The following is a 3,325-nucleotide window of genomic DNA, read 5'->3' as shown; positions in this document are numbered from 1 at the left end:
TAACGTATTAAAGTAATGGCTAGTGAGGGGCTTCTAAACGGAGTCCCTCCGAACCAGTAAGACACTTCGCAATTTGGTTATGTTTCTGACCACTGCTCTATCGCTTTTGATTCTGAATCAGTCAAGGTATAGAACTTACGTTTGGCAGTAACATTAACCTGTTTGCTGAGTTTCCTGACATTGCTGATTTCCCAGGCAAGATACCCTGAAGTAAACTCTGATTCATCACAACCGGCTTGCCTGCTGTCTTCTATTATCCATGGTTTGTAACCAACAATATCTATGATTGCAACCACATACCCATTGGGATCTTCCTGACCATCTTGATGCAAAGGGGTCTTGTTTTGGACTAACGCAACGTCCATCATCGGGATAGCGTCTGGTTTCCACGAACGTATTTCCAGTGTTTTTTCACCACTTGCAATCATATCTCCCCATGGGGACACCACAGATATCGCTTTCAATATTCCTCCTTGAAACATGACGTCAGCTCGGTGTGTTCAACATGCCATTCAATTTCTGAATAGCTTCATTAAGCACAACATCTTCTTCTGATTTTAAGTGCTCTGGCATTCGCTCAATGAGTATATTGGGGCTGATGCCGAAACCAACGAAATCTCTTCCGTCAGGGTAAGTATCTCGTTTGGTACACACTCTGAAAGAGCCCCCTCCGGGTAAATCAACGAAAATGGGTTGGCCTGTACTGCCATAAGTCCGTTCGCCGATCGTCGTGAAGTGCTGTAAGTTATCGGCGTAGATCAAAAAGTCCTCTGCAGCAGACGCTGTGTGTCTGCCAATCAGCACCAAGGTAGGCACTATGTGACTATCACTCTTGGCTTTCAGCAACGACATAGAGCCAGACTCCCACGCGTTGTCTTGAGCATACTCTTTATACCCCCATGCCTTGTAGGCTGCGATATGCTTCCTTGTTTTCCAAGTCGAACCATATAAGTCTTGATTGGTAAAATAGGATAATATCTCGGTACCTATACCGGAATTGCCGCCGCCATTAAACCTGAGATCAATAATGAGGCCTTCAGATTGTTTTATATCTTCGTAAGCTAACTTAAAGTCGTGCAAAATCTGTCTATCGCTGAAACTATTTAACGCCACGTAAGCAACTTGATTATCCAACCACCGAAACTCAAACAACTGACCATTAGAAGCTGGCAAGTTAAGTGCAACTGTCTCAGTTTTAATGTGTCGTGAGTTTCGCTTAAGTGTGATTGCTTTTTGCTCTCCCGAGGGGGATTGGATAATGAAATTAACTTGACTGCCAGGCGAGCCTTTTAACATATCCCTTACTGAATGACTCCACAAAGCTTGCTCTGTTGAACTTGAAAGGTAAGGCATAATATTAGCTTTTAGATGTGTGTCTAAATCAACACCTTCGACTGATATGATCGTTGAGCCAAGAGGAATTTCAGTTAGTAATCTCTTATCAATTTCTGTGATTACAGCTTGGTGATTAGCTTCCGTGGCCTTTATTGCTGGCCAGTCAACATACCTATCAGAAAGTCCTTTCGGTAAATAAATATTGGTATGTCCATCATGTAATAGTGCACTGAATTTCATCAACTCACGGTAATACTCATAAGTATTTTCAGTCGCTAACACCTTTGGTATAAACTCTCTGTAAGCGTTATCAAAATCTAGCTCAGGCACTTGGTCAAAATAAGCAAAGTTGTAGCTGGCCTCTTTCCAAAACAAAGACAGGCCATACAACTTATCCTCATCAGATAGATTCTGAGGAGTATTCAACGCTTCTTTAGCACATACAGATGTTGATGCTATACCCAAGGCTATTAGCAATGGTAATAACAGTTTTGTCATTATTTCAACCAATCCTTAGTTATTTCGTGTTTTAAATTACATCGCAATGTTATGGCGCCGGATGGTGCGCGTTAACTTGATGATTCACATCACTGAACCATACTATTTAATTACAACATACTCTTTAAAGCATACCCTAACTAAACAATCAAAGTTTTCATAATCAGTGTTCAAAACACAACCAAGAACGATTTGCTTTTGACAGAGATAATCATCACCACTTACACAGCATGTTCAGTCTAATAAGTGTTATCAAATACAGGTATTAGTCATGGCTTGATACTGCTTTATATAAATTAAAAGCTAACTTAGATAATAATTTCATTACCAATTAGTTTTCAGAGATGCATCACAAATATATTTATCAAACTGTAACTAACAACCTTAATAATTCGACTTAGTTCAAGTCTGATTCATTAATAATCACTGACATAAAAACAGAAAATCAAAGTCAGATTATTGAAGGAATTGTTGCCACTCTTGATTTGTCACACAATTGCAACCCTTAATTAACAAAGACTTATCCTAACCAAATTAGAATCAGGCGCACTGCACAATTTGGCATATTGGCTATTAAAACCTTTTATATTTTAAGGTATTACTATTTATCAAGTTATGGCGACATCCCAAATGGGCATACTACATCGACAACTCTAATAGCGTTTATTTACATGCAATTCGATTTTTCAATGTGGTATGAAAAAATGAATACAATGAGATTCCACCAGCTGTAGACAAAACTCCCTAACCACTCCTTTCGTTATCTATTACGAAATCAGTCTTTACTGAGTTCATAAGCCTACCCCTGGCGTCACAATACCGTCCCGACGGATTGTTGCCACACACCTGCAATCTTGAAAAGAATTGCGGTGAACAGAATTTTTATTAACCAGGAGACTCACCATGAGTGACATTGCGCTCTCTATCAGCATTCTTGCGCTGGTAGCGGTGCTCGGGCTTTGGATTGGGAATTGGCGTATCTATGGCGTAGGTTTAGGGATAGGCGGAGTGCTGTTCGGCGGCATTTTCGTTGGTCACTTCACCGGTACCTGGGGCATCGCTCTCGATTCTAATACCCTGCACTTTATACAAGAGTTCGGCCTCATTCTCTTTGTTTATACAATAGGGATACAGGTCGGCCCAGGGTTCTTTGCTTCCTTGAGAAGCTCGGGGCTAAAACTAAACGGCTTTGCAGCACTAATTGTTTTGCTTGGCTGTCTAGTAACCATCGCCCTGCACCAGCTGTTCGATGTACCTTTACCCGTAATTCTCGGGGTATTTTCCGGTGCCGTCACCAATACGCCATCGCTAGGTGCTGGTCAGCAAATTCTCTCTGAGCTTGGCGCACAGGAGGGTATGCTCGATCTTACCGGTATGGGCTACGCTGTTGCTTACCCGTTCGGGATCTGCGGCATCTTGCTGACGATGTGGACACTCCGCCTCGCCTTTCGCGTCAATGTCAACAAAGAGGCCGATGAATTTGAAATTCATA

The 3,325-nt window shown here is 41.6% G+C and carries 2 protein-coding genes and 1 pseudogene; 1 reads left to right on the top strand and 2 read right to left on the bottom strand.

What is annotated here, in order from left to right; genetic code table 11:
- Window positions 1-77 precede the first annotated feature (77 nt).
- Complete coding sequence (locus MHN01_RS21310) at window positions 78-464, bottom strand: ASCH domain-containing protein (RefSeq protein WP_239413315.1); 387 nt, start codon at window positions 462-464, stop codon at window positions 78-80.
- 22 nt (window positions 465-486) lie between these two features.
- Window positions 487-1,833: a S41 family peptidase gene (locus MHN01_RS21305; RefSeq protein WP_239413313.1), complete on the bottom strand. Its 1,347-nt coding sequence runs from the start codon at window positions 1,831-1,833 to the stop codon at window positions 487-489.
- A gap of 903 nt (window positions 1,834-2,736) precedes the next feature.
- On the opposite strand from MHN01_RS21305, the pseudogene MHN01_RS21300 reads away from it, so the two are divergent.
- Window positions 2,737-3,325 (top strand): annotated as a pseudogene (locus MHN01_RS21300) (transporter); the annotation flags it as partial.

This window comes from Photobacterium sp. OFAV2-7, from assembly GCF_022347985.1.
Taxonomy (GTDB): domain Bacteria; phylum Pseudomonadota; class Gammaproteobacteria; order Enterobacterales; family Vibrionaceae; genus Photobacterium.
Note: the sequence above shows the minus strand (reverse complement) of the source record. Positions and strands in the feature narration are given on the sequence as shown.

Coding starts and splice junctions, on each gene's coding strand:
- MHN01_RS21305 (WP_239413313.1), bottom strand. CDS start 1,833: ATGACAAAACTGTTATTACCATTGCTAATAGCCTTGGGTATAGCATCA.